This window comes from Rhizobium sp. Root149 (assembly GCF_001427345.1).
Classification (GTDB): Bacteria; Pseudomonadota; Alphaproteobacteria; order Rhizobiales; family Rhizobiaceae; genus Neorhizobium; species Neorhizobium rhizoryzae.
The window spans coordinates 1-23,472 of sequence record NZ_LMGD01000024.1 but is presented as its reverse complement, the minus strand read 5'-3'; the positions used below and the strand labels follow the sequence as shown (position 1 = coordinate 23,472).

The 23,472-nt window shown below is 56.3% G+C and carries 20 protein-coding genes; 7 read left to right on the top strand and 13 right to left on the bottom strand.

Features of this window, described 5'->3' with window-relative positions:
* Positions 1 to 9 precede the first annotated feature (9 nt).
* The 4 genes from ASD54_RS23150 to ASD54_RS23135 form a co-directional block, all read right to left on the bottom strand.
* On the bottom strand, positions 10 to 906 hold the full coding sequence (locus ASD54_RS23150; protein WP_082547360.1) for an amino acid ABC transporter substrate-binding protein: 897 nt from the start codon (positions 904 to 906) through the stop codon (positions 10 to 12).
* Positions 907 to 910: 4 nt separating this feature from the next.
* Positions 911 to 1,777: an amino acid ABC transporter substrate-binding protein gene (locus ASD54_RS23145; RefSeq protein WP_062556955.1), complete on the bottom strand. Its 867-nt coding sequence runs from the start codon at positions 1,775 to 1,777 to the stop codon at positions 911 to 913.
* 113 nt (positions 1,778 to 1,890) lie between these two features.
* Complete coding sequence (locus tag ASD54_RS23140) at positions 1,891 to 4,077, bottom strand: EAL domain-containing protein (protein ID WP_062556954.1); 2,187 nt, start codon at positions 4,075 to 4,077, stop codon at positions 1,891 to 1,893.
* A gap of 410 nt (positions 4,078 to 4,487) precedes the next feature.
* Complete coding sequence (locus tag ASD54_RS23135; protein ID WP_156379354.1) at positions 4,488 to 6,086, bottom strand: sulfatase-like hydrolase/transferase; 1,599 nt, start codon at positions 6,084 to 6,086, stop codon at positions 4,488 to 4,490.
* An 80-nt stretch (positions 6,087 to 6,166) separates the two neighbouring features.
* Here ASD54_RS23135 and ASD54_RS23130 point away from each other — a divergent pair, with 80 nt between their 5' ends.
* On the top strand, positions 6,167 to 7,087 hold the full coding sequence (locus ASD54_RS23130; RefSeq protein ID WP_062556953.1) for a lysylphosphatidylglycerol synthase transmembrane domain-containing protein: 921 nt from the start codon (positions 6,167 to 6,169) through the stop codon (positions 7,085 to 7,087).
* A 14-nt stretch (positions 7,088 to 7,101) separates the two neighbouring features.
* Here ASD54_RS23130 and ASD54_RS23125 read toward each other — a convergent pair whose 3' ends face one another.
* Together ASD54_RS23125 and ribA are read right to left on the bottom strand one after the other, a co-directional pair.
* Entirely contained in the window at positions 7,102 to 7,812 is a 711-nt protein-coding gene (locus ASD54_RS23125; protein ID WP_062556952.1) for a CDP-alcohol phosphatidyltransferase family protein, read from the bottom strand.
* A gap of 118 nt (positions 7,813 to 7,930) precedes the next feature.
* Positions 7,931 to 9,037 (bottom strand): GTP cyclohydrolase II RibA, encoded by a 1,107-nt coding sequence (gene ribA, locus ASD54_RS23120; RefSeq protein ID WP_156379353.1) that lies wholly within the window; start codon positions 9,035 to 9,037, stop codon positions 7,931 to 7,933.
* A 383-nt stretch (positions 9,038 to 9,420) separates the two neighbouring features.
* On the opposite strand from ribA, the gene ASD54_RS23115 reads away from it, so the two are divergent.
* Genes ASD54_RS23115 through ASD54_RS23100 form a run of 4 tightly spaced genes read left to right on the top strand, consistent with a single transcriptional unit; the run spans position 9,421 to position 12,443 of the window.
* A complete protein-coding gene (locus ASD54_RS23115; protein WP_244484834.1) occupies positions 9,421 to 10,194 on the top strand; it encodes a zinc-binding alcohol dehydrogenase in 774 nt (257 codons plus the stop codon).
* Between the two features lie 16 nt (positions 10,195 to 10,210).
* The gene (locus ASD54_RS23110; RefSeq protein ID WP_062556950.1) at positions 10,211 to 10,609 is read left to right on the top strand and encodes a 6-carboxytetrahydropterin synthase; all 399 of its coding nucleotides are present in this window, start codon (positions 10,211 to 10,213) and stop codon (positions 10,607 to 10,609) included.
* On the top strand, positions 10,606 to 11,649 hold the full coding sequence (locus ASD54_RS23105; RefSeq protein WP_062556949.1) for a glycosyltransferase family 4 protein: 1,044 nt from the start codon (positions 10,606 to 10,608) through the stop codon (positions 11,647 to 11,649). The genes ASD54_RS23110 and ASD54_RS23105 overlap by 4 nt, the downstream gene beginning before the upstream one ends.
* Positions 11,646 to 12,443 carry a class I SAM-dependent methyltransferase gene (locus tag ASD54_RS23100; RefSeq protein WP_062556948.1) on the top strand — a complete coding sequence of 266 codons (798 nt, stop codon included), beginning with the start codon at positions 11,646 to 11,648 and terminating at the stop codon, positions 12,441 to 12,443. The genes ASD54_RS23105 and ASD54_RS23100 overlap by 4 nt, the downstream gene beginning before the upstream one ends.
* Here the strand turns inward: ASD54_RS23100 and ASD54_RS23095 are convergent.
* Both ASD54_RS23095 and ASD54_RS23090 read right to left on the bottom strand, forming a co-directional pair.
* Positions 12,372 to 13,208 (bottom strand): dihydrofolate reductase family protein, encoded by an 837-nt coding sequence (locus ASD54_RS23095; RefSeq protein ID WP_062556947.1) that lies wholly within the window; start codon positions 13,206 to 13,208, stop codon positions 12,372 to 12,374. The two genes, ASD54_RS23100 and ASD54_RS23095, sit on opposite strands and share 72 nt — an antisense overlap.
* A 15-nt stretch (positions 13,209 to 13,223) precedes the next feature.
* Positions 13,224 to 13,754: a cytochrome b gene (locus ASD54_RS23090; RefSeq protein WP_062556946.1), complete on the bottom strand. Its 531-nt coding sequence runs from the start codon at positions 13,752 to 13,754 to the stop codon at positions 13,224 to 13,226.
* 207 nt (positions 13,755 to 13,961) lie between these two features.
* Here ASD54_RS23090 and ASD54_RS23085 point away from each other — a divergent pair, with 207 nt between their 5' ends.
* Entirely contained in the window at positions 13,962 to 15,209 is a 1,248-nt protein-coding gene (locus tag ASD54_RS23085) for a cytochrome P450 (protein WP_062556945.1), read from the top strand.
* 14 nt (positions 15,210 to 15,223) lie between these two features.
* Here ASD54_RS23085 and ASD54_RS23080 read toward each other — a convergent pair whose 3' ends face one another.
* The 5 genes from ASD54_RS23080 to ASD54_RS27480 form a co-directional block, all read right to left on the bottom strand.
* A complete protein-coding gene (locus ASD54_RS23080) occupies positions 15,224 to 17,545 on the bottom strand; it encodes an FdhF/YdeP family oxidoreductase (RefSeq protein ID WP_082547359.1) in 2,322 nt (773 codons plus the stop codon).
* 91 nt (positions 17,546 to 17,636) lie between these two features.
* Positions 17,637 to 18,821: a M20 aminoacylase family protein gene (locus tag ASD54_RS23075; protein ID WP_062556944.1), complete on the bottom strand. Its 1,185-nt coding sequence runs from the start codon at positions 18,819 to 18,821 to the stop codon at positions 17,637 to 17,639.
* Positions 18,822 to 18,901: 80 nt separating this feature from the next.
* A complete protein-coding gene (locus ASD54_RS23070; protein WP_162249606.1) occupies positions 18,902 to 21,088 on the bottom strand; it encodes a mechanosensitive ion channel family protein in 2,187 nt (728 codons plus the stop codon).
* 121 nt (positions 21,089 to 21,209) lie between these two features.
* Positions 21,210 to 22,154 carry a glyoxylate/hydroxypyruvate reductase A gene (locus ASD54_RS23065; RefSeq protein ID WP_062556942.1) on the bottom strand — a complete coding sequence of 315 codons (945 nt, stop codon included), beginning with the start codon at positions 22,152 to 22,154 and terminating at the stop codon, positions 21,210 to 21,212.
* A gap of 12 nt (positions 22,155 to 22,166) precedes the next feature.
* The gene (locus ASD54_RS27480; protein ID WP_280139225.1) at positions 22,167 to 22,295 is read right to left on the bottom strand and encodes a hypothetical protein; all 129 of its coding nucleotides are present in this window, start codon (positions 22,293 to 22,295) and stop codon (positions 22,167 to 22,169) included.
* On the opposite strand from ASD54_RS27480, the gene ASD54_RS23060 reads away from it, so the two are divergent.
* Positions 22,294 to 23,148, top strand: coding sequence for a D-amino-acid transaminase (locus ASD54_RS23060; RefSeq protein ID WP_062556941.1), 855 nt, complete (start codon positions 22,294 to 22,296; stop codon positions 23,146 to 23,148). The two genes, ASD54_RS27480 and ASD54_RS23060, sit on opposite strands and share 2 nt — an antisense overlap.
* The last annotated feature ends 324 nt before the right edge of the window (positions 23,149 to 23,472 follow it).

Genomic DNA, 23,472 nt, shown 5'->3' with positions numbered 1-23,472 from the left:
CCGACCGGATCACTGTGTCGCGAAGGACGCCTTAAGTTCATCGCTTATCGGCAGGTTTAGGCCCTGAGGAGAACCCTCGAACGGCTGCATGAACCAACGGTCATACATCTCCTGCATCTGCGGGCTACGATAAATACTGCGAAGGGCTGTCGCTGCGAGCTCCGCAAATTGCGGATCGTTGATTCGGGTCATGAAACCGTAGGGTTGTGGTTCGGATATTGCCTCCGAGCTCACCACATAATCATCCGGATTTCCTGTCTGGGCTATAAGATTGCGGATCAACACGTCGTCCATTGCAAATGCCGAGACCCGTCCGGATTTCACAAGCTCGAAGGCTTCGCGCACTTCATTGACGGGAACCGAGACAAGTCCGAGCTTTCTCTCGCGAGACAGCTGCAGGATTTGGCTTACGTTCACGGTTCCAAGAACGACGGCAACACTTTTCCCTCTCAGATCGTCTATCCTGTTGATGTTGTTGCGCGCGAGGGAGACGACCTTCGTCTGGGCGATGAAATGGGGCGGCGTGAAAAACACTGCCTTACGGCGATCCGCTACGTTAGTGCTTGCATTGCATTCGATATCTATCCCCCCATCATTCAAAAGCTGGATGCGATTTGCAGGTGTGCGCTGAACCAGTTCAACGGACAATTCCGGCAGATCCAGCATAGCCTGCATTTTTCTGGCCATGGCCCTGCAGAGATCTATCGAATACCCGACGACTTCTCCTGAACTGGTCTTAAAGGAAAATGGTTGGGCCGATCCATAACCGACACGTAAGACCCTGGTCTCCTTCAGCCGCTCTATGGTTGATCCGTTAAAGCTCAAATCAGTCTCAGCCAATGCGAGAGTTGACGGCAGCAGTAAAAGAAGGGCGGCTAAAAGCCGTTGAAAAAGGATCTTCAACATCAAATCACTCCAAATATTCTTTTGGTTTTGAAAACACTGCCTTCAATTCGGGTGACATCGGCAGTTTCATATTCTGTCCCAGCGGTGGAATTGGCCGCTCGAACCACTTTGTATAAAGCTCCTGGATATCCTTGCTGGTGAACAGTTTCTCGAGACTCGCGTTCACGACCGCCTTGAAAGCATCGTCGCCCAAGGGCAGCAAAATTCCGTAAGGCTCCGGCGGGCTGAAAGTTTCCTCTGAGATTACATAATCGTCCGGCTTCGACGAAGCCGCGATCTGGCCGGCGAGGAGAATATCGTCCATGACGAAGGCAGACGCCTTGCCGTTGGTGACCAGATTGAAGGAGTCCGAATTTTCGCGGTTCAACAGGACCGAAATATTCAGCATCCGCTGCCGGTTGATCGCGTTCAGTTGATCCAGGTTGACGGTTCCGGTCGTTGCGGCGACGCTTCTGCCTGCAAGATCCGAAATCGATCGGATGTTCGAGCTCTTCAAGGAGACAAAGCGCGTTGCCGTCACGAAATGCGGATAGGAAAAGGCCACCATTTTTCGCCGCTCGGCATTATTGGTGGTTGCCGCGCATTCCATGTCGATCCGGCGAGATTTGACCATGACGAAGCGGGTGGCCGATGTTACCGAAACATATTCTATACGAAGATCGGATTTACCGAGCGTCGCAGCGATATCTTTTACGATCCGCTGACAGATTTCGACGGCATACCCGGTCGCTACGCCAGCCACGAGATAGGAGAAGGGTGGTTCCGACACACGGTGCCCGATAGTGACCGTTCCGGTGTTTTTGATCTTCGTCAGAGTGTCCGAACTCTCTTCTGCCGATGCGCCAGCGCTTCCTATAGTCAGCGCCAGCATCGCAGGCCATAAAAGTGTTTGGACGGATCGACTCAAAATTGAGAACGCCCTGATCGTTGGCACTGTCGCTGCAATTTCGTCGTGTCCCGGCATGAAGATCGTTCCCTTTTGTTTCAGGCGGCGCTCGATCCCAGATACTGTTCCGTGAAGCTGGCTTGCGGTCTGCCCAGCAGATAACCCTGGACCGATCCGCAACCGGCTGCACGCAGCAGATCCAGCTGTTCCTTGTATTCGACACCTTCGGCGGTCACGCTGATGTCCAGTCCCCGGGCCAGGGAAACAGTCGACAGCACGATATTGAGACATCGGGTACTTTCCGCGACACCTGAAATGAAGCGGCGATCCAGCTTGATACGCGTGACCGGCAGATCAATCAGATAGGACAAGGATGCGAACCCGGTTCCAAAATCATCAAGTGCTATGCCGACACCCATCGCCCGAATGGCCGTCAGGATGGTGATCGCCTCCTTGCCTTCGACCTTGTTGGTTTCGGTGATTTCTATCTCCAGACGGTCAGCCGAGAGGCCGGTTTCATTGAGTGTGGCACGAATGAAATCCGGTAGATCCTGTCTCAGCAGGCCGATGGCAGAGATATTGACAGAGACTGTTGTCCGATCATCCTTGCCTGCCATCTGGCGGCAGGCCTGCTTCAGGACCCAGCGGTCGAGCTCAACGATAAAACCGGTTTCTTCAGCGGCAGGGATAAATTTGTCGGGCGTAATGAAGCCGCGCTTGGGATGGTTCCATCTCACCAGCGCCTCATAGCCCGAAATTCTACCCTCGCCGATGGCGACGATCGGCTGATAATGTACCTCGAATTGGTCCTCGTTCAGGGCAGTCATGAGCTCCAGCTCGATAGTGGAGCGGTGTGATGTTTCCATGGTCATCCCTGGTTCGAATATATGGAAGCAACCGCGGCCTGCACCCTTCGATGTGTAAAGCGCGACATCCGCATTGCTCAAAATTTGATTGGAGTTTCGGCCATGTAATGGTGCCCTGGCAATTCCGATACTGGCACCGATAGACAATGAAAGTTCGTTGATCTGAAAGGGTCTGGAAATTGCCTCCAGAATTCGGGCAGCCAGCCGCTTTGCCTCCTTTTCGGCGTTCAAGGCTACCACCTGGATGAGCGCGAACTCATCGCCACCGAGGCGGGCGAAAACATCGTCTGGCCCCAGCAATGTGGAAACGCGTTTGCAGGTCGATATCAACACCTGGTCACCAACAGCGTGCCCATAGGTGTCATTCACGGGTTTGAAGCGATCAAGATCCAGCAACATCACGTTGATGATCTTGTTTCCGACTTCGACCTCTTCAAGTAAACTATTCAGTGCTTTCTGGAGAAACGCCCGGTTTGGCAGTCCCGTGAGAGCGTCATGATGGGCAAGATGCTCCAGTTCTCTGGCTGCTTCCCGCATCTGTCTCAAATGTTCACGCTCGACCACTGCCTCCCGCAAGGTCTCGATCGTCGTGGCAAGTTGCCCGATTTCATCCTGTCGTCGCTGGTACGGCGTGATGTTCCCCGTTTCATCGCGAGCAATCCGTTTGAGCGCCTCGATCAGAACTGGTACGGGTTTGAAAAGGCTCCGGAGGAGCAAGGCAATCGCGCCGCCGGTGGCAAGCATGATGACAGCGAACGATAAAAGTGAATTGCGGTAAAAGATGCCGCGGGTAGCCATGAGCGATTCCGTCGTCCCGACCGATGCGGCGACGCCACCCAGCATCTTGCCCTCGGAGGAGCGGATAGGCAGATAGCCGATGTAGTGCTCTTCAGTGCCAATCTTGCCAAAGCCGGTGAAAAACTCCGTGTATTCTTCTGACGGTCCGCCATTGTCCTGAACGGATAGCGTCAAGCCGGCAGGCCCGCCGTCACTGTCAGTAATGGAAACCAGGCTTTTCGTCGAAGCATCGTATTGGAGGAGCCACACCTTCTGCTTTGTCTGCACGGACGCGAGCGCGAGAACATCCACGGCCACATAGCCGGTATCCAGCACCGACGCATCGTCGCCTATCATGCGGTCGGTGATGATCCGTACAATCTGGCTCGACGGTGTCATGTCCACGGCAACGAAGGTATAGACGCTTCGAATTGCACTGCTGACGATCTGGATATTGGTGCTCGCCTGCTGTCGCCATTCATCTCGCTGACTTCGCTCGATCATGATCCAACCCGTCGCGGCGCCAGAAATGTAGGCAAGCGCGACAGCAAATAGCAGGAATGAGGTAACTTTGCCGATGATGGATCGACGCCAATTCAAACGCGTCTTCAGGGCCTTTTGGCCTGCGAATATCGACAGCATCAGGGTTCCAATCACAGTGCAATTATAAGTAGGTTGTATAAATCTTGCAGCCCTGATGATGGTTGCGCGGTTCTTTCCAAATCATTGACGAAGGTGAAACTGTGCAACAAACCACCCGGATGGTTAATAAAAATATATTAATCAGAATGTGATAATTTTAGATTTAGATAAGCGGACTGACGTCATAATAAATACTTTTGTCTGAGAAGGATATAAATCAGATTCGCGCAAAGATTCGAATAATAGACAAAAAAATCGACTTTCACGGGATTTAATACAGATGATTTTCTTGTAAATGATCACGTATCATATTGTCGATTTATGATAATGCCCCGGTGTGGCACCAGTGGAATACTTGAAGTCGATGATACCAGACCCGTTCGCCCTGTCGCTCGCTCGTGTTCCGAGCGTCAGGAATTTGGTCCGGAAAAGAGCTCTACGATAAGGTTGCGCAGTTGATCCATTCTCAGACTCTCGGTCTGTACCGGCCTCAAGCCTGAATTGAAGCCTTGCCGAAGGAATTCGGCTACAACATCCGTGCGCTTTGCAATGATGTGAATTGGGACATCGCGCGTTGCGTCAGGCCCGGTCACGACTGATGCCGGCTGATGATCACCGATAACAATGAAAATCGCATCATCACCAAAGGTACGGATATAGCTTGCCACCGCCTCCAGCGAATAGTCTATCGTTCGGATGTAATGGTCCCGGATGCGGTCGGGGTCTGCCCAGACGAAAGCCGGCGACTCGCCGGACGCCGCCTGGTCATTGAAGGGTTTCCCATCACCGACCGCCTGCCAGTCGATCATGTGAGCGACTGGCGTCCAGGGCGCATGACTTGAGATGAGGGCAGTCTCGATCATGACATTGCGACGTGGTTGCGGATCTCGAATGAGTTTTTGAATTGCCGAGAGCGTATATTGGTCTGGCATTGTGATCCAGTTGAAGGGCTGGCCCTGATAACCCAGATCTTTCGCCGCATAGACCCGATCATAACCAAAATAGGCGCTTTCCGGCCAATCCAGAGTGATTGCAGGCATGGCCGCCGCCGTCTCCCAGCCTGCATTCTTAAACAAGCGGTTGAGACTGCTTCTGTCGCTCATGACCAGTCGATCGTAGCGCGCCTGACTGTCGATCCAGAGTCCAGACAACAGTGTGCCATGGGCAAGCCAACTGAGGCCCGCCACAGTCGGCGATGTGACCCAGCGACTGGCAATCTGAAACCCGGACTGTTCGAGGCTTTTCTGCATATCCTCAAATCGTGCAGCGATACGCGGCGAGTAACGTGTGTCTTCAACAGCAGTGCGTCCGTAAGACTCGACGAATATCAGGAAAACGTCCTGTCCCTTGACCCGTCCCATGAGCTCGGTCTTTCCTTTGAAAGGGTCGGATTGTGCGAGCTCCACCTCAAAGCGGTGCATGTCGGCAATTGCATGCGAGATCAGATCGAGCCGTTGTATCAGATAGGGCGTGGCTTTGGCTTCGACCGTGAATGCGTGCCCCTCATCTCCGCTTCGTAGCATCAGAATCGAAAGCCCGATCAATGCGGTTGATACCGCCACACAGCCATAAAGCCTGCGTTTGGATGACCAGCCTCCCAGAAAGTTGCATGACCAATAAAACAGGCCAATTATGATGAAAAGGCTGAAGGAGCCGGACAGAATGGCAAATGCGCCGACCCAGGTACCAATGCTCCTGGAAAGCACATTCCAGCCGTCTCCAATCATTTTGATATCGAGGTACGGGTTGAACGGTCGCTGAAACGCCGATTGCGTGCCGATGTCTGCGAGCTTGAGCAGAACCAGCAAGCTCGCCAGTACAGTGACCACAGCCGCAAGTTTTCCCCGCCACTTGCCAGGCACGATGATGAGACCCAGAGCTATGATCGGTATCTCAAACGGGATGGACAGGAATGTCCGGAAATCGAATGCGTCGGGATGTTCCGGCATGTTGATGAATGCGGACAAAAGGGTGCAAAACAAAAGAAATCGCGTCGTGCTTACAAACATGCAAATCATTCCCGCCGTCGTCATCCGCGCCGGTCCATCACAATCGACGTTCCGTATCTTGAACTACGCCCCGATCGTGGATGGCGATCACCCTGCTCGATGAAAGGAGCCCGATTTTGAAACTGGTGCGCATCTTCGGTACCGCTCTTGCCTTGGTCCTTGCTGCGTGGGTGGTCTGGCAGACCGACTGGAGCATCGTTTTAAAATCTCTCTCATCCGTTTCCCTGGTCCATCTCTCCGCAGGCTTGTTGTTGGTCCAGTTCCAGATCTGCATGTCCGCATTCCGCTGGCGATATACCGCCTTGAGCATCGGACAGCCCATCGGGAAGTGGCAAGCCGTTCGCGAGTACTACTTGTCGACAGGTCTCAACCAGTTGCTGCCAGGCGGGGTCGCAGGGGATGCAATCCGCGCTTATCGGGGACGGGCGCAGGATGGGTCGGGCCTGGCGCGATCTGCGACGTCCGTCATTCTCGAGCGACTGTCTGGCCAGATCGCCCTTCTGATGTTCGTTTTGATGGGCCTGCTGCTTTGGCCAGATCGGATCTATGGGACCAATAAATGGGCTGTGTTGGCCTTGGTCGGTGTCCTGTTGGCAGCCTTGTGCTTGGCGGTTCTTCCAGTCATCCGCACCAGGTTTACAGGGCTTGCAAATGATCTCAGCGCAGCTTTCTGCAGCGTGGGAGCGGCGGGTTACCAACTGACGACGAGTGTTCTGATCGTTGCATCCTATATTGCGCTTTTCATGCTGTGTGCTGACGCAACCGGGGGGGCTCTGACAATCGGTGCGGCACTGATGGTTGTCCCTCTCTGCCTTTTGACGATGGTGTTGCCGAGTGGCTTCGGCGGCTGGGGAACGAGAGAGGCTGCGGCTGCAGCTCTCTGGCCAATGGTCGGCTACACTCCGGATCAGGGCATTGCAGCAAGCCTGCTTTATGGAGCCGTGGCCATGCTCGGCGCAGCACCAAGTCTAATGCTGTTGTTTACATCCAAGGACAGATGAACGCCCTTCGCGTGTCATCCGCGAGCCACGACGGGTTTGGACGACCCTCGGACGAGTGCGACGATATCGACGGCGAATGAATAGACCAGAGCGATCAAAGCAATGGCTGAAATCCATGCTGATATCGGCGCTTCGACCACCGGCACGAGTACGATACCGAGAGCCAGCACCTGGACCACACAGACCAGCTTGCGTCGAAACGAGGGCTTGAGAGGCTGATTGAGGGCAGGCAAGGCGAACTGCCCAAGAATGAACATGTATCGCATGGCACCGATGAGCAGCACCCATGCCCCAGCCTTGCCCAGAACGAAGGCGGCACAGGACAGCATCAAAATCAGGAATGCATCGACTTCCATGTCGAACTTGGCGCCAAACTCCGACACGTGGTTGAAGCGTCTGGCGAGGTATCCATCGAACCCGTCAAGAGTGAGTGCGACCACGGTAATGATGAAGACCGCCCAGACCAAGGCTGATCCGTCCGAGTCCGCAAATGCGTCCGAAAGAAGTATTGTCGCCGCTACGAGGCTCGTCGCGGCAGCACGCACGGCGGTGACCAGATTTGCGTAACCAAACCTTGTGTGACGATGCTGCGGCAAAAAGCAAAGTGCCAGCCCGAACATGACAGCAAGCAATCCTGCCGCAGCCAAAGGAACGGCTGGCTCCATCGAATAATGGTAAGCGAAGCCGACGCTACCCACCAAGGATAAGGCAAAAATTACTGCCATCGATTTCAAGGCATCCCTCAGCAGCCTTCGACTAACGTTGAACGACTGCAAGGTGGGGAGCAGACTACTCGAGCTGCGTCTGTCTGAATCAAGAATTGTCATGACGGCACGTCAATCCTTACTCAGCCGCGATCAAGGCGTCGACATCCAGCATATGGCCAGCGCGCGCGGTTTTCGTGCGGAGGTAAAACTCGTTTTCCGAGGTAACGCGGCCTGTGACGGCACTGCGTGCATGAACGAGGATGCCCGCATCCGATAACGCAGCGATTTTCGTTGGATTATTGGTGTAGACGATGACCTCATCGATATTGAGCAGCTTCAGCATGGCGACAGCAGCCTCATAACGACGATGATCGGCGCCGAAACCCAACTGGGCGTCCGCATCGATCGTGTCCATGCCGCGGTGCTGGAATCCATAGGCCCGCATCTTGGCGCCAATGCCCGTGCCGCGCCCCTCCTGATCAAGATACAGCAGAACGCCGCCACCAGCCTTGGCCAGCAGATCGAGACCGTTCCGGAGCTGATCGCCGCAATCGCATTTCAGCGAGCCGCACAAATCGCCGGTGATGCAGGACGAGTGGATACGGATCGGCACCGGCTTTGACACATCAGGCTTGCCGACAACGATCGCCACCTGATCCTTCTGCGCCAAACCGCCGCGGAAAACGACGAAATCCGCGTAGCCAAATGTTTCGAGCGGAACCGGCGTACGAGCGACGATCTGGAAAGACTGCCGGACGTTGGAAGACGCGGACAGTTGTGCATGATCCAGGGTGCAGCACGAGGAGAAGCGTTTATCGTCTCTTTCTACTTCTGCGCATACCATGGCTGGAAGCAGCAGCGCCGTGCTGGCGAGCTCCGCGCTCGCGCTCTCCAGTTCATTTGCCTTTCGCCAGGCGGACAAACGCTTGGTCCCGGGAGTGTAAGCAAGCTCCGACGCCTGATGGAAGCTTACATTGCGAAGCGGGGCGACGATATCGCTTGCGCGAGTGATACCAAGTTTTTCGGCACGATTGCGGGTGAGAAACAGTTCGTGCTTTTGGCCAACAACGCTCGCAAATTGATCGTACAGGGCCGGCGAAACGGCATCGAGAGCCAGTACGGCGAGAGCGCGAGATCTATCTTCGAGTATGATCGGCCGACCGAACCGCAACTCCGCTACGGCACGCTCTACTTCACGGGAAGGGTCTTTGAACTCGAGAGCAAATGGGCTGTGCTCGGTCATGATCATCTCCATTGAATTTTCAGCTAGTTACGCAACCAACCCATTCTTTGGATCGGTCGAAGGTGCATAAATAAAAGTTGATGGTTCAGGGGTGGAAATTCCGAAAGAAGCTCTAATTAGCAGCGGCTGACCCGAGGAAACTCCCGCCTCGCGCCGTCAGCGACGCCTTAACTTGAACAGATGGTGTAGCAATGGTCGATGCCAAGTCCCTCTGGTGTGAGGCAGCCGGACATCCGGTGTTGCGGTCAGAGGTTTTGACACCCAGATCAAGCGGCCAAGTGCTTGTCCGAACTCTCTTTTCAGGCATCAGCCGCGGAACTGAAACCACCGTCTTCACTGGTAAGGTACCCGAAACGGAATATGACAGGATGCGTGCTCCACATATGTCAGGCACCTTCCCGTTCCCGGTCAAATACGGATACAGCTCGGTCGGACAGGTTGAGGAGGGTGAGGGGCTTGAGAAGGGGACTACCGTTTTCTGTCTCTTTCCACACCAGAGCCACTACCTTGTCAGAGCCGAGGATCTTGTCGTGGTCCCGGCCGGATTGCCGGCAGACCGTGCAGTTCTTGCCGCCAACATGGAGACAGCGCTTAATATCTGTTGGGATGCGCAGATCGGGATCGGTAACAGGGTCGCGGTTTTTGGTTGCGGCGTCGTCGGTCTGGCGGTCGGCTACCTCGCATCGCAGGTGCCAGGTGTGGAATGCACGCTGGTGGATCCGGATGCATCGCGGTCTGAACCGGCGGAGCGCATGGGCGCTGCCTTTTGCCATCCCGACCAGTTGAAAGGTGAATTCGACATACTGATCAACGCGTCCGGTTCTGGGCAGGCACTTGCCCAGTGTGTGGATCATGCAGGTCTTGAAGCCAGAATAGTGGAAGCCAGCTGGTATGGTGAGCGATCCGTGACATTGCCGCTCGGAGGCGCCTTTCATTCACGCAGGCTTCGTCTCATCAGCTCACAGGTCGGACACGTCTCACCTTTACAGAGACCGCGCTGGACCTATGCGCGCCGGCTTCACAAGGCGCTGGAACTGTTGTGCGACGACAGACTTGATGTGCTGATCTCCGGGGAGACCGCTTTCGATGATCTACCCCAAGATTACGGCCGTATCCTGACCGATCCCTCCACGCTGTGTCACCGTATTCGCTACTGATCAAAAGGAAATTTGCATGTTTGCCGTAGAAGTTCGCGATCACATCATGATTGCTCACAGCCTGCCGAGACCGGTATTTGGCCCCGCTCAGGGAATGCACGGTGCGACTTTCGTTGTCGATGCCGCCTTCTTCACACGCGATGTTGATGCCGATGGTCTGGCTGTTGATATCGGCCTGGCGACGCAGGTTCTTTCCAAGGTACTCAAGCCTTTAAACTACCAGAACCTTGATGAGGTTGAGGTTTTCAAGGGTCGCGTTTCGACAACGGAAGTGATCGCCAAGCATATTTTCGATGAGCTCGCCAAAGCCGTAAAGGCTGGCGAACTCGGTTCCGGAAGCGATCGTATCTGCAAATTGCGTGTTCTTCTGCACGAAAGCCATATGGCGCGCGGATGGTATGAGGCCGAGCTTTGAGCCCGTCGCTCGTCTTTGCCTATCCAGGCGATCTCATGACGAAAACCGGCGGTTACGCCTACGACCGCCATATCGTCAGCGAATTGAGATCAGCCGGTTGGACGGTGAACATGATGCCGCTTGGCCCAGGGTTCCCCTATCCGCGCGAAAGGGATCTTCGGAATGCGGAATCGTTGATTGCCGCACTTCCGGATGAAACTGTGCTGCTCGTGGATGGTCTGGCCTATGGCGTCCTGCACGAGGTGGCCGAGCGCGAACGGGAACGGTTGCGGATTCTGGCGCTCGTACATCATCCGCTGGCGCTTGAGACCGGTCTCGATCCTGCAGACCGCGTCAGGCTGGAGGTCAGCGAACGGCTCGCTCTAACCTGCACCAGACATGTCTTCGTAACCTCGCCAGCGACTGCAAAGACGCTGGAAAGCTCCTACGGGCTGACCTCGTCTCACATTACGGTTGTTCTGCCAGGGACCGAGCCGGTTCAACCTGCGCAGCGCGGCTCAAATGTGCCGCACATTGTCTCGGTCGGTTCGCTGACGCCACGAAAAGGCCATGACGTGTTGCTGCGGGCGCTGGATACGGTGCGTGAGTTGCCCTGGCGCGCGACGATAGTCGGCAGTGAGAAGCTCGAGCCTTCTACGACGAGAACCCTTCGGGCTCTGGTGAAGGAGCTTGATCTGGAGGACCGTGTTGTTCTTGCGGGAGAAATTGATGATGTGGGCGAGGTATTCGCGGCTGCTGATCTCTTCGCGCTCGCAAGCCGCTACGAAGGATACGGCATGGTGTTCGCAGAAGCGCTGGCCCACGGTCTCCCGGTTATCGCCTGTCGGGCAGGGGCAGTTCCGGATGTGGTACCTGCCGGTGCTGGTCGGCTGGTTCCACCGGACGATCCAGCGGCCTTTGGAACTGCATTACGGGAAGTGTTGCAGGATAATGACCTCGCCGATGAAATGGCGAAAGCGGCTTACGCCGCCGGCAAGCAGCTTCCGACCTGGGCGCAGTCGGCATCCGTCCTCTCCGACAGACTGAAGGATTTTGCATGAGTGGTTTTGATAAAAGCTGGCTCGCGCTGCGGGAGCCTGCAGATCTCGCGGCGCGCGACCCGGGTCTGGTCGAACACATCGTGGGTTGGCTGCGCCAGAATGCAAGACCGGTGATCGTTGATATCGGCTGTGGAACCGGTTCGAGCGTACGCGCCTTGGGGCCGATGTTTCTTTCCGCTTTGCAGGTGGACTGGAGGCTGGTTGACTACGATCCGGCGCTTCTACGCGAGGCGAGACTCCAACTTGGCGACGATGGTCTTGAGTATCACCAGGTTGATCTCAACCACCTTGAAAATCTGCCGTTGGAAGGTGCTTCTGTACTCTCAGCCTCCGCATTCTTTGATCTCGCATCGGCGAGGTTTTGCGAGGAGATCGCAGCTCTTGTCGCAAAGCGCCGTTGTGCCTTCTACGCCGCGCTGAACTATGATGGCAAAGTAGAGTGGAGCAACCCTCATCCACTCGATCGCGATGTCGTCCGTGATTTCAACCAGCATCAACGCATGGACAAGGGTCTGGGTTCTGCATTGGGCCCTCAAGCCGTGGCACATCTGCAGGGAGTGTTTGAAAGCCTTGATTACCGGATTTTCGTCGCCGAAAGCCCCTGGATCCTGGGAGAAGAAGAAGCGACGCTCCAGCAGGAAATGCTGAAAGGAATGATGCGACCGGTTCTTGAGATCGGCAGGCTTTCGCCTGCCGAAGTCGAGGAATGGTTGGAGTTCAGATTAGACAGGGTCCGCGAGCGCTCGAGCTGTCGGGTTGGCCATCTGGACATCCTTGCCTTGCCGCGCGCTTGAGGAAGCAGCTTCGGCCCGGAGGCGGCAGTCGAACAGGATGTCGCTTCCGAGGCTGTAGACGCTGGCCTGCGGCCGCTGCGCTTCGGACAGGAACTTGATGGGATTGAGCGAGATTCCCGATGGTCCTGACCCGATGATCAGCGGGGCTATGGAGACGTGCAGGTGATCGATGAGATCCTGCTCGAGAAAACGGGCGATCGTCCGCGCTCCACCCTCAACTAATATCTTGTTCAATCCGCGGTCTTGCAACACGTTCAGGATGTCATGCGGACAGAGGCCTCGTTCTTTCAGGGGCAATCTTATGACGTCGGCGCGCAGAGCGCGACGCGGCGCCTCTGCAGATTGGATGACGATGACCGGGGCCCCATCATCCAGCAAAATTCGTTCAGAGCCCGTCAGTTCGGCACGACAATCGATGACGACTCGGACGGGATCCGGTCCTCTGACCTCGCGAACGGATAATCTGGGATTGTCGGCCTTTACTGTGCCAACACCGACAAGAACCGCATCCATCAGCGCACGGCACCGATGCAGATGGGCAAGACCATCAGGGCCGGATATGTCGCGCGCATCGCCGAAAGGCGTTGCCACGCGTCCATCGAGAGACTGTCCCACTTGCGCCAGGACGAACGGGCCGCGTGCTTCTGCCAAAGGCCCATAGAGCATTGCGGCAGCGCTTCGTTCAATTGAAAGACGGCTGGCTGAACTGTTACGCGCCTGAAGCAAATGGCCCCAGATCTGGTCCGTCATTTCAACGCGACGCATAAGCAAACCTCCCGCTTACAGCATTTTATGCAGCGTTCCGTCTCTCTTGATGAGATGGTGAAACAGCACGCCAGCGATATGTAACGCAAAAAGGGCAAGAAGGATCCATGCGCTCCAGGTGTGGATGGTAGAAAATGTCGGGGCCAGTGTTGGAAGTTTGCCGATCGGACTCCATACGGTGAAAAGGCCGAACCAGGAGAGGGGGAAGCCATGGGCGTTCGTTGCGAGAAAGCCACTAACCGGCATGACCACCAGCATCAGATACAGTAGCGCGTGAACCAGTCTGGCAAGAGCAGCAAGTGGACCTCCGCCGCTGGAAACAGGCGTCTCACTCGTCAATCGTATGCCGATACGAACCAGCATGACCCACAGCACGAGGAAGCCGATTGATTCATGCAGCATGTAGAAAGTGAGCTTGAAGGGCTCCGCCGTGAATTTGATCATCATCCCCAGCGGCCAGGTTGCCAGGACGCCGAGTGCGACGATCCAGTGCAGGGCGCGCATGGGCGCGAGATAGGGTATCGTTGACAAGCGGTCAGTCTGCATGGCTGTTCACCTCCTGGGTCTGATACGTTTTCTGCCAAGGCTGGATCAGGAGAGTGCTGGCGTTGCTGCCTTTCTGCCGATGACATGGCATCACAAAATCGTTTGGCAGGCCAGCCAAATCCCAAAACTTCTATTTTTCTGCGGATGGCTGTTTCGTGGCATCGCGAATTGATTTCGCTTTCTGCATTGATGATGTAGTCCTCAGGAATGACCGACATGAACGAATTCCTGCGCATCGATGCATCCACCCGCCGGGTTTGGCTGGATGCTCGCCATCCCGGATTCTACAGCGATCCGAACCTGACCTATGCACAGCTGCATGCCCAGTGCCCCACCTTCTTCTGGGAGCAACAAGGGCAATGGTTTTTCACTGGTCACGACCACGTCAATGCCCTGCTGAGGGATCGAAGATTTGGTCGACAGATCCTTCACATTGCCAGCCGGGAAGAGCTTGGGTTGGCGGAGCCGCCAGAGCATACCCGCAATTTCGATCTGGCCGAAAGACATTCGCTTCTGGAGATCGAGCCGCCGGAACACACGCGACTGCGGACGCTGGTCAATCGCGCCTTTGTGTCGCGCCATGTCGAGAAGATGAGCGGCGAAATCGAGCAACTTGCGAACGATCTGATCGACAGGTTCGAGAGCGCCGGACGGGTGGAACTCTTGTCAGCCTTCGCCGACATCATCCCCGTTACAATGATTGCGCGGATGATCGGAATCCCGGAGGAGATGGGGCCGCAGCTTCTGCGCTGGAGCCATGACTATGTCGGCATGTATATGTTCAAGCGTAGCCGCGCCGATGAAGAGGCGGCTGACCGCTCTGCCAGGGAGTTCGCAGATTATGTGCGCTCGGTCATCGCAGAGCGCCGCAGCGTCCCGAAAGACGATCTGCTGAGCCACATGATCCACACGGAGCACAAGGGTCAGTTTCTCACGGAGGAGGAACTGATCTCTACCACGATCGTGCTTCTCAATGCTGGCCATGAGGCGACGGTTCATCAGATTGGAAATTCGGTCCGGATCATTCTGGAAAGCGGACTTCCCGTAAGCGACCTGTTTCGCGACTCGGCTTCGACGGAACGCGTGGTCGAGGAAACGCTCAGGCTCTGCGCTCCCGTTCATATCTTCCAGCGCTGGGCGTTGGAGGAGGTCGAAGTCGACGGCGTATCGCTCAAGCGCGGCGACAAGGTGAGCCTCATCCTGGCTGCCGCCAATCTGGATCCGGCAAAGTTCCCGGACCCGCTCATCTTCAAGCCTGACCGCAACGATGGAGCAAACCTCTCCTTCGGGGCGGGCATCCATTTCTGCATTGGCGCACCATTGGCACGCCTCGAGCTGAACATCGTCCTGCCTCTCCTGTTCCGGCGCTTGCCGAACCTAAAGCTGGCGCAGACGCCCCAGGTGAAGGACGTCTACCATTTTCATGGGCTTGAAGCGCTGCATCTGACTTGGTGATAGGTTCAACCGGTTTACGTTACGATCTGGACCGGAACGGCTTTTGATGCCGGGGTTTTCGAATGCTGATCGTGATGCGAAAGGGGAATCAGCGGGTTGAGCTCCGGGTAATAGCCGGCGATACAGCCATTCGGCAGGTCGAATGGTGTCACCGTCAGGCCGCCCACGTAGCGCTTGCGTCCGTCGTCGGCATCTGAGGAGAGGCCGACAACCTGGCCTTCGCGAAGTCCAGCCTTTCGGATCTCCGACGGGCTCATCAATAGAACTGAACGCGTACCTTCGATCCCGCGCAGGCGATCGCTGTATCCATAGACGGTCGTGTTGAACTGATCGTTGCTGCGCAGCGTGATGAGGCGGTAGCGTCCAGCAGAGTCTGCGAACCCGGCCGCCGAGAGTTGCTTGGGAAGGGTGAACTCCGCCTTGCCGCTTTCCGTTTTCCAGATCCGCTCCCGAGCGCTATTGCCGCGATAGAAGCCACCCGGGGTAAACACTCGGGCGTTAAAATCGTGGAACTGGTCAGGGTAGGTGGCCTCGATCAGGTCGCGGACCTTCGAGTAGTCGCCTGTCCATTCATCCCACCGCACTTTCGGGTTGGGGGCAAGGGTCTCCTTGGCGATACCCGCTACGATAGCTAGCTCGGACTTCAGGTGTTCGCTCGCGGGCTTGCGCTTGGCAATCGATCCGTGGATGCAGCTGAAAGTATCCTCGATCGTCACGATTTGCGGGCCCGCCTCCTGCAGGTCTTCCTCGGAGCGCCCAAGACAGGGCAGGAGATAGGCGATATCGCCGTTGAAAAGATGGCTGCGATTGAGTTTGGTTGCGATCTGGACTGTTAGCCGCATGAGGGGCCAGGCCTCTTCCATGGCGCCCTGCTCGGGAATGGCCCGAACGAAATTCCCGCCAAGACCAATGAATGCTTTGACGGTGCCGTCCAGAATTCCCTGGCATGCGTCTACCGTGGTCAGTCCTTTTTCGCGCGGTGCTGTGAAGCCGAACATCTCCTCCAGCCTGTCGAGTGGTACAAGCTCCGGCTTCTCCGATATCCCGACGGTGCGCTGGCCTTGCACGTTGGAATGGCCGCGCACAGGTGAGATGCCTGTGCCATCACGACCAATATTGCCTTTCATCAGGAGCAGATTGACGAACATGCCGATGTTATCAAACCCGTGAACCTGCTGGGTGAGCCCCATGCCATAGATGCCGATGACGCGTTCCGCTTCGACATAGACCTGCCCCGCCTGTTCCAGGGCATCACGCGTAAGACCGGATTCGTGCTCGATCTGCTCCCATGGCGTTGAGCGCACGAGCTGTTCAAACGCTTCGAAATCATGCGTATGCTGATCTATGAAATCACGATCCAGAACGCTGCGTCCGCTTGATCGTGCCTCGTCATCCTTGGCCAGAACATGTTTGCAAAGTCCCATGAGGGCCGCAATATCGCCTCCAGCCTTGACCTGAAGATAGTAGCTGGAGATTTGCGTTTCCTGGCCGGTCAGCATCTCGGTCGGGCTTTGCGGATTGATCATTGCTTCCAGCCCGCGTTCGCGAACCGGGTTGAACGTGACGATCCGGCAGCCCCGCTTCACCGCGTCCTGAAGAGGATGCAGGAAACGCGGGCTGTTGGAGCCTGTGTTCTGGCCGAAGAAGAAGATGGCGTCACAGGTGGAGAAGTCCTCGTAGACCGATGTGCCGACTGGAGCGCCGATGACTTTCTTCAGGGCGACGGACGTCGTCTCATGACACATGTTGGAACTGTCGGGCAGATTATTGTTTCCGTAGAGTCGCGCGAACAATGCGTAGAGATAAGATGTTTCGAGGCTGGCTCGACCAGAGGCATAGAAAACCGCGGATTTCGGATCGAGAGACTTTAGCTCGCGACCGATGGCGGAAAAGGCTTCATCCCAGGAGCAAGCGACATAAGTGTCCAGCTCGCGATCATAGCGCAGCGGATGGGTAAGACGCCCCGTTTGTTCGAGATCGTGATCCGTCCAGTCCCGCAGTTCGGAAACCGTATGTTTTGCAAAGAAATCGGGCGTGCATCTGCGCGTCGTAAGCTCCCACAGGGTCGCCTTCGCACCATTCTCGCAGAACTCGAATGCATTGTGATTGGCAGGCTTCGTCCAGGCGCAGGACGTGCACATGAAACCGCCAGGCTTGTTCTGGTGGGCGAGCGTATCGAGAACGCCAGGGGTCGGCCATTCCTTGCCGAAAATGCGGGTGATACCTCTCAGCGAGCCCCAACCGCCAGCCGGTCCATCATATTTCACGGTATCCTGATCAGCCACCAGCGCATCTCCTTCTGCCTGCGGTCCAGGCCGAAAGCAGCTCTGTGTCATTGCAGATTGAACGACTGCATTGGCGTGATGCTTCGACGGCCCGCTCGGGCAACTCGAAGAAAGCTGGTTGGTTCCCCGCCTGATCTATCTTTCAGGAATCGATCAGGAAACGTTCCGCAAGGCGTGCCCAGAGTGCCGCTCCAACCGGAATGTTGGCATCGGAGAAATTGTATTTCGGATTATGCAGGCCAGCCGACTCGATACCATTGCCAAGGCGGATGAAGGCACCTGGCAATTCCTCCAGCATATAGGCAAAATCTTCGCTGCCGGGGATAAGCGGACAGACGCCAACCTTCTCCGGCCCGACGAGCTCTGACGCAATCGTTTTGATGAATTCGGCCTCTGCCTCACTGTTGGATACAACAGGGGTGCCGCGCACATAATCAACGATTGCCTCCGCGCCGTGCCCTTCCGCGACGGAAGAGGCGAGGGTGCGGATGCGTTCCTCCAGCAAATTACGGATACCGGCATCGAATGACCGGATGCTGAGCCTGATCATGGCAGTTTCCGGTATGACATTTGCGGCATCACCGCCGTGGATGGCGCCTACGGTCACGACCGCAGTTTGGGTCGGGTCGATGCTGCGCGATACCACCGTCTGCAGGCTGACGACGAGCGAGCATGCCGCGACAATCGGATCTATCGCAAGGTGTGGCCGGGAGGCATGCCCCCCTTTGCCGCGGATGGTGATGGTGGCCGTATCGGACGCCGCCATCATCGGGCCCGGCCGGATCATGAAGTGGCCTTCAGCCAGTCCCGGGTGATTGTGAAGGCCAAAGACCGCGTCCGCAGGAAAGCGTTCAAACAGCCCGTCCGCGATCATCCGCTGGGCGCCGCTATTGCCGCTTGCTTCCTCAGCCGGTTGAAAGATGAGATTGAGCGTACCGCTGAACCGTCGGGTTCTGGCCAGATATTCCGCCGCAGCGAGCAATACTGTCGTATGGCCATCATGGCCACAGGAATGGGCCTTGCCAACCGTTTTGCTTGCATAGGGAAGCCCCGTTTCTTCCTGAATGGGAAGTGCATCCATATCTGCGCGCAGAGCCAGGCTCTTCGTTCCGCTGCCTTCCCGTAGACGTCCGACAACGCCGTGTCCACCGATGCCGGTTGTTACCTCATAGCCCCAGGAGCGCAGCTTGTCGGCGACGAACCGCGCAGTTTCCTCTTCTTCATGGGAGAGTTCGGGATGCGCATGAAGATGTTGCCGTATCGCTGTCATTTCCTCGTGGGTCTGTTCGAGATCTGCAATATGGGCGTAGACATCATCATTCAGCATGGGGCACCGGTCTGTTTTGGATTACGAGGCCGATCATAGGAATTTTAGCGCGGATGAATAGCTGAGATATCAGAAATCTGTCACGTACTTGCTTGTGACGTCAGCGGCATGAGCGAGGCCGCAGCGGCATCTCCCGGGCGTTCACTGCCGCCGCGCACGACAACAGCGTTTGATGCTAGCGGCAATCCGGCTGCTTTGAACGCGGCCAGAAGGCGCTTCATGCCCTCGCGCTTGATGATGCTGGGATTGCCAGGGCGCGCGGTAAACTTGAAGCGGATCACCATGGAATTTTCCGTCACATCCTGAATGCCCTGCATCTTGAGAGGCACCAGGAAATCGCCGCCGAATTCCGGATCATCCAGCATGGCAAGGCCGACCTTCTTCGCCGTCTTCCGGATTAACTCCAGATCCGCGTCCCGATCGAACCGCAATTGGAATTTGATGGTTCCCCAGTCGCGGCTGTAGTTGGTGATCGAGGTAATCTGGCCAAAAGGAACCGTGTGGATCGGACCATTATGGTGCCGGAGCCGAACCGACCGCAGCGAGATTTGCTCAACCGTTCCCATCAGCTTTCCGGTATCGATATACTCTCCGATCCGGAAGGCGTCCTCGGCCAGAAAGAAAATGCCGGAAACGACATCCTTCACCAGCGTCTGGGATCCGAAAGACAAGGCAAGACCCAGCACTCCAAAACCGGCAAGAAGTGGTGCCACATCTATTCCGGCAGCCGATACGACGACAAGCGCCGCGATGGCGATGACCCCACCCAGGACCAGATTTCGCACGACAGGCAGAATGGTGGATATCCGGCTTTTTTCCTTGCGGGCATCGCCATCATCCTCTCCCGGCATGATGACCGTGGCGCTCGGCGCGATTGCTTCGAAATATTTGAGCAGGAAACTGCAGAACGACCAGCTGACGATCAATGCCAGGCTCAGTCGCTCAAGCCACATCAGCCAGGTGGTCACCAGTGTAGAAGCACCCATCAACAATGGCTGCCACAGCTGCACGATCATATGAAGCCCTATCAGCCATATCGCCCCCGCCAAGGGTGTTCGAAGGCTCCACAAGACAACGGATGGCAGGCCCTTGCCGGTCGCAGCTTCCCGCTTCCGTGCCATATGACCAAGAAGGGAAACGACGGCCAGATCGAGAACAGGCACCACGATCATCAGGAACTGCGTTATACCGGCGGCGCGAGCCCAGACCAGGTTTTGTGCCGAACCCGCGACCAGCAGGCCTGTTGCCCATATGACGATTGCCGAAACGATGTATGAATCGGCCAGAATACTCCCGACTGCCCGCCGAAAAGGACCGGCATCTTTTCCGGCAAACACAGAAGCGATATCGCGGCGACCGCCAATGAACCAGTAAAGCTTCATCACGGTCAGGACTGTGGTTGTCAGGAACAGCCAGCTATCGGCCGCCGCAGCATCCACCATTCTCATATCCGCCAGATGCACGCTATTCCCGATGAAGGCGGTCATAAGCCCGTAAAGCACCAGCATCCGGAAATGCCAGCGCGGCCTTGCGATATCGATCAAAGGGCCGCCGCTCGCGCCATTGGAGTGAAACAGAAAGCGACCGAGGCAGGCATACACCAGCCCGCCTGTCAGCATTGAGAGAAGGGCGCCGTTGACCTGTTGCCCAAAGCTGCCTGCGTCCAGACCCTGGCGAGCCGCGATGTGGGACGCGGCATGAAAAACCGCCACTGCCGCGAGATCAAGTAGCAAGCGCAAACCCGCATTGGTGAACCGGCGTTTCGGTATGAAACGCCCATAGGCATGGTTCAGAACCACGCGAGCACCATAGGCGCTGGCAAGCCCCAAGCTTGCACTAACCAGCAACATCCAGGCTGCGAATGTGGTGCCACCCGGCTCTTCGGAAATTGTCTGCCAACTTGTCTGGAACACAGCTGGCAGCCGGCTGATGCCAGCAATGGCCCCCTCTGTGCCGTTTGCCAGTGCTTTCTGAAGGTCGCCAATCATCCACATGTTGTTCATGGCGGCCATGGATTGATCGCGGCTGTTAGACGCAGCTGGCGGCGACGTCTCTTCTGCCCATCGGATAAGTACGGGAGCGCCGCCCTCTGAGGCAGCTTTTACGGCGGCCTCTATCTGTGCGGCGGTTTGATTTGCGGTGAGGACCACAATCGTCGGCGGCTTGTCTTCAGCAGAAGCCGAGCTCTCGGCCGTCTGAAGCCAGACAACAAGACAGACAAGGCAGGCCAGAAGCCGCGAAAACATATGAATGCGTGTACCCAGCATGCCCCACCTGACGCGATCGAAAATGCCAAGAGGCATTCCGTTGATGATGATGCAATGTTGCCCGCATTTAGGCAATTAGCCGAGGTTGGGATCTGCCCGGTTCTGCCGATGGCCTGAACGATCAATATCCGCGTTTTCGGTCTATGGTGGCAGGCAGCTTGCCGGTACTTCTCCACGTCTCAATGTTCTGTGCCACGATTTTCGCTGCTGTCACTGCATTTGTTGGCGCTGAGATATGCGGAAGGACTGTGATATCCGGATGCCGCCATAGCGGGGAATTCTCGTCGAGGGGCTCCTGTGTGAAGACATCAAGCACTGCGTGATCGAGATGCCTGCTATTCAGAAGCTCGGTAAGGTCATCCGCGTCGACAATCGCGCCACGGGCGAAATTGATGAGGGAGGCACCGTTGGGCATCAATCCAAGGCGATGTTTGTTCAGCAACCCCCGGGTTTCGGTAGTAAGAGGCAGAAGGCATACGATGATATCGCTTGTCGAAAGAACCGTGTTGAGGCCATCCTCTCCAGTAAAATGCACGGCACCTGGAAGCGTTGCCGCGCTACCGCTCCAGCTCTGGACCTGAAACCCGGCATCCATCAGGCGTCCCGCCGCCGCCTTGCCAAGCACACCCAACCCCAATAGGCCAACAGTCATTTCGCCGGGATGTCGGTAGCTGCGTGGTTCCCAACGGCAATCGACTTGCTGTTTTCTGTAAGCGGGCATCTCCCGTTGCAGATAATAGGTCCAGGCCAGAACCGCCTCCGCCATCACGCGAGACAATTCCGGATCGATGAGCCGCACGATGGGCGGAGCAGCGGCGCCTAGTTCAGCAACCAGCCTCTCCACACCGGCCCACAGGCTATGGATCCAGGATATGCCGGGAAGCGCGGCGACGTCACAAGGATCGGGATTGGCAACGATTGCGATTTCGGCCAGTCGCCTTTCCTCCTGCGTCAGATCCCGAAAGGAGAGAATATGCTCTGCCGGCATGGATTGCTGCAGGACGTTCAGCCACTGCTTCTCTTCATCGCCGGGCATGCGGGTGACAAATGCAATCGGCGGTGTCATGGCGATTCTCCTTCAAGCTTCGATCTTTTCAGCATCCACGCCATAGGCGTCAAGCCTTGGCCTTGCCCGAATCGTATGCTGCTGGTTCTGTGCGACCAGCGACGTCGCATGGGCGTCTGATAGAATGACCGGAGTGAGCATGTCCCGCATCGTATATGTAAATGGCGAATGGAAACCCGAGGCCGAGGCAACGATCTCAGTCTTCGACAGAGGTCTTCTGTTCGCAGATGCGATCTATGAGGTGACGGCTGTCATCAACCGTAAGCTCATAGACTATTCAGGCCACACCGCTCGCCTGAAACGGTCCTTGGAAGCGCTCGGTATCCCGTCACCGGTATCGGACGACGAGCTTCTCGATCTACATCGCCAGATTATCGAACGAAACGATCTTGAGAGCGGATTGATCTATTTGCAGATCTCGAGAGGGGCAGCGGATCGCGACTTTCTGTTCGCCGATGGCATGAAGCCGAGCATCATCATGTTCACTCAGAAGAAAAACGTTCTCGAGAACCCGAAGTGGGAAACGGGACTCTCGGTCGTCACAGTGCCGGAGGGGCGTTGGGCGAACCGCCAGATCAAGACTGTGCAGCTTCTCTACTCATCAATGATAAAGACTGAAGCTGCAAAAGCCGGAGCAGACGATGTCTTCTTGGTCGAAGACGGGTTGATCACGGAAGCGAGTTCATCGAACGTTCATATCGTCACCAAGGATGGCGTTCTGGTGACGCGGCATCTGTCGAACGCGCTTCTCCACGGCATCACGAGGGCATCCGTACTTTCTCTCGCGCAGGGATCTGATCTCGAAGTGGAAGAGAGGGCGTTTTCCGTTGCTGAAGTCCTGAGCGCAGCGGAAGTCTTCATTACCTCCGCAAGCGCATTCGTTATGCCTGTCGTTCGCGTTGATGGCAGGTCAATCGGTGACGGCAAGCCTGGTCCGGTTTCACGGAAGCTTCTGCAGACTTATATCCAGGATTGTTTGGCCCACGCTATCTAGACGCAAACCCGCCCCGATGCCCACGTTCGGACCTGGTTTTTGGAGCTTCCGGCTCTGACGCTAGGCGGATGCACGAATAAACACAACCATATCAACGACTTATCATTTTCGTTGAATGATTTTGAAATCGTCTGTTGACGGATAAAATTGGTTTCCCTATAACGCCGATCACTGACGAGGGCGGCGGCGCTGCTGGCGACGAAGTCCTTCGTTCTTGAGAAAGTCTGGGTTTGACTGGATAGTTTCTCGAGGGATTGATGATCATTGAGATTGGCGAATGCTGATTGTGGCAAGATCCTTGTGCACGAGACAGGAACGGAAGAA

Bases quoted from the DNA above. Each gene is read 5' to 3' on its own strand.
- ASD54_RS23150 (WP_082547360.1), bottom strand. From the start codon at position 906: ATGTTGAAGATCCTTTTTCAACGGCTTTTAGCCGCCCTTCTTTTACTG.
- ASD54_RS23145 (WP_062556955.1), bottom strand. From the start codon at position 1,777: ATGCTGGCGCTGACTATAGGAAGCGCTGGCGCATCGGCAGAAGAGAGT.
- ASD54_RS23140 (WP_062556954.1), bottom strand. From the start codon at position 4,077: ATGCTGTCGATATTCGCAGGCCAAAAGGCCCTGAAGACGCGTTTGAAT.
- ASD54_RS23135 (WP_156379354.1), bottom strand. From the start codon at position 6,086: ATGTTTGTAAGCACGACGCGATTTCTTTTGTTTTGCACCCTTTTGTCC.
- ASD54_RS23130 (WP_062556953.1), top strand. From the start codon at position 6,167: ATGGCGATCACCCTGCTCGATGAAAGGAGCCCGATTTTGAAACTGGTG.
- ASD54_RS23125 (WP_062556952.1), bottom strand. From the start codon at position 7,812: ATGGCAGTAATTTTTGCCTTATCCTTGGTGGGTAGCGTCGGCTTCGCT.
- ribA (WP_156379353.1), bottom strand. From the start codon at position 9,037: ATGACCGAGCACAGCCCATTTGCTCTCGAGTTCAAAGACCCTTCCCGT.
- ASD54_RS23115 (WP_244484834.1), top strand. From the start codon at position 9,421: ATGTCAGGCACCTTCCCGTTCCCGGTCAAATACGGATACAGCTCGGTC.
- ASD54_RS23110 (WP_062556950.1), top strand. From the start codon at position 10,211: ATGTTTGCCGTAGAAGTTCGCGATCACATCATGATTGCTCACAGCCTG.
- ASD54_RS23100 (WP_062556948.1), top strand. From the start codon at position 11,646: ATGAGTGGTTTTGATAAAAGCTGGCTCGCGCTGCGGGAGCCTGCAGAT.
- ASD54_RS23095 (WP_062556947.1), bottom strand. From the start codon at position 13,208: ATGCGTCGCGTTGAAATGACGGACCAGATCTGGGGCCATTTGCTTCAG.
- ASD54_RS23090 (WP_062556946.1), bottom strand. From the start codon at position 13,754: ATGCAGACTGACCGCTTGTCAACGATACCCTATCTCGCGCCCATGCGC.
- ASD54_RS23085 (WP_062556945.1), top strand. From the start codon at position 13,962: ATGACCGACATGAACGAATTCCTGCGCATCGATGCATCCACCCGCCGG.
- ASD54_RS23080 (WP_082547359.1), bottom strand. From the start codon at position 17,545: ATGACACAGAGCTGCTTTCGGCCTGGACCGCAGGCAGAAGGAGATGCG.
- ASD54_RS23075 (WP_062556944.1), bottom strand. From the start codon at position 18,821: ATGCTGAATGATGATGTCTACGCCCATATTGCAGATCTCGAACAGACC.
- ASD54_RS23070 (WP_162249606.1), bottom strand. From the start codon at position 21,088: ATGCTGGGTACACGCATTCATATGTTTTCGCGGCTTCTGGCCTGCCTT.
- ASD54_RS23065 (WP_062556942.1), bottom strand. From the start codon at position 22,154: ATGACACCGCCGATTGCATTTGTCACCCGCATGCCCGGCGATGAAGAG.
- ASD54_RS23060 (WP_062556941.1), top strand. From the start codon at position 22,294: ATGTCCCGCATCGTATATGTAAATGGCGAATGGAAACCCGAGGCCGAG.
- ASD54_RS27480 (WP_280139225.1), bottom strand. From the start codon at position 22,295: ATGCTCACTCCGGTCATTCTATCAGACGCCCATGCGACGTCGCTGGTC.